This is a genomic window from Phenylobacterium sp., from assembly GCF_036263695.1.
GTDB lineage: Bacteria > Pseudomonadota > Alphaproteobacteria > Caulobacterales > Caulobacteraceae > Phenylobacterium.
In genome coordinates this window covers 1-2,043 of sequence record NZ_DATAGM010000085.1, presented here as the reverse complement: position 1 = coordinate 2,043, position 2,043 = coordinate 1, and the positions used below count along the sequence as shown (strand labels likewise).

The window sequence follows — 2,043 nt, the reverse complement described above, 5'->3', positions numbered from 1 at the left end:
CGCGACATGCAGGACATCGAGTTCACCGTGGAGCGCGGGCGGCTCTACATGCTGCAGACCCGCAACGGCAAGCGCACGGCCAAGGCGGCGCTGAAAGTGGCCGTGGACCTGGCCAACGAGGGCCTGATCACCGAGGAAGAGGCGGTGATGCGGGTCGAGCCCGCCAGCCTAGACCAGCTGCTGCACCCGACCATCGACCCGGCCTCGCCCCGTGACGTGATCGCCACCGGCTTGCCGGCCTCGCCCGGAGCGGCCACCGGCAAGATCGTCTTCGACGCCGAGACCGCCGAGAAGCTCGGCGGGGCGGGGGAGGCGGTGATCCTGGTGCGCGAGGAGACCAGCCCCGAAGACATCCGCGGCATGGACGCCGCCCGGGGCATCGTCACCGCCCGCGGCGGCATGACCAGCCACGCGGCCGTGGTGGCCCGCGGCATGGGCCGCCCCTGCGTCTCCGGCGCCGGCGAGGTGCGGATCGACGGCAAGGCCGGCGAGCTCTACGCCCGCGGCCGCACCTTCAAGCAGGGCGACGTGATCAGCATCGACGGTTCCACCGGCGAGGTGCTGGCCGGCGTGGTGAAGATGATCGAGCCGGAGCTGTCCGGCGACTTCGCCACCCTGATGACCTGGGCGGACAAGGTCCGCCGGCTGAAGGTGCGGGCCAACGCCGAGACGGCGCTGGACGCCAAGACCGCCCGCCAGTTCGGGGCTGAGGGCATCGGCCTTTGCCGCACTGAACACATGTTCTTCGACCCGGCCCGGATCGCCGCGGTGCGCGAGATGATCCTGGCCGACGACGAGGCCGGCCGGCGACAGGCGCTGGAGAAGATCCTGCCGATGCAGCGGGACGACTTCGTCCAGCTGTTCGGGATCATGGAGGGCCTGCCGGTCACCATCCGGCTGCTCGACCCGCCGCTGCACGAGTTCCTGCCGCATACCGAGGAGGACGTCGCCGCCGTCGCCCAGGCCACCGGGCTGGACGCGGCCAAACTGCTGCGCCGGGCCAAGGAGCTGCACGAGGTCAATCCGATGCTCGGCCACCGCGGCTGCCGCCTCGGGGTCGCCTATCCGGAGATCTACGAGATGCAGGTGCGGGCGATCATCGAGGCCGCCCTCGAGGTCGCCGCCGCCGGCAAGACCCCGCCGGTCGTCGAGATCATGCACCCGCTGGTCGCCAAGGGCGAGGAGATGAAATACCTGCGCGAGCTCACCGACCGCACCGCCCAGAAGGTGATGGCTGAGAGCGGCCGGACGGTCGACTACAAGGTCGGCACCATGATCGAGCTGCCGCGGGCGGCGATCCGGGCCGACGACCTGGCTCAGCACGCCGAGTTCTTCTCCTTCGGCACCAACGACCTGACCCAGACCACCTTCGGCATCAGCCGCGACGACTCCGGCCGGTTCCTCGGCGCCTACATCGACAAGGGGATCTTCGAGAAGGACCCGTTCGTGTCGCTGGACCAGGAGGGCGTCGGCGACCTGATCCGCATCGCCGCCGAGCGCGGCCGCAAGACCCGCCCCGACGTCAAGCTCGGCATCTGCGGTGAACACGGCGGCGATCCGGCCTCCATCGCGTTCTGCGAAAAGGCCGGCCTCGACTACGTCAGCTGCTCGCCCTACCGCGTGCCGATCGCCCGCCTGGCGGCGGCCCAGGCCGCGATCGGCGAGCGCGAGAAGGACCGCTAGGCCGCCTGGCGGATCGCCTCACCGCTCAGCACCGCGTGGACGGCGGCGAGCAGCTCGCGGGCGTCCACCGGCTTGGAGACGAAGCCGTTCATGCCGGCGGCCAGGCAGGCGGCGCGGTCCTCGTCTGAGTCCGAGGCGGTGAGGGCGATGACCGCCACGTCCCGGCCGCGGCTGGAGGAAGCGCGCAGTCGCCGGGTGGCCGGAAGGCCACCGAGCCTCGGCATCGCCAGGTCCATCAGCACGAGGTCGAAGGGCTCGGACGCCAGCAGGTCCAGGGCCTCGACGCCGTCCTGGGCGCAGACGACTACCCGGCAGACCGTCTGCAGGATCAGCGAGAAGGCCTGCCGGTAGACGGCATGG

Annotated in this window: 2 protein-coding genes; one reads left to right on the top strand and one right to left on the bottom strand. The window is 71.1% G+C overall.

What is annotated here, in order from left to right; all coding sequences use genetic code 11:
- Positions 1–1,683, top strand: a 1,683-nt coding sequence (ppdK, locus tag VHK87_RS03305; RefSeq protein ID WP_329633474.1) for a pyruvate, phosphate dikinase, incomplete at its 5' end; no start/stop codon positions are given.
- On the opposite strand, the gene VHK87_RS03300 is transcribed toward ppdK, so the two are convergent.
- Positions 1,680–2,043: response regulator (locus VHK87_RS03300; RefSeq protein WP_329633473.1), on the bottom strand; the 364-nt coding region annotated here is incomplete at its 5' end. The two genes, ppdK and VHK87_RS03300, sit on opposite strands and share 4 nt — an antisense overlap.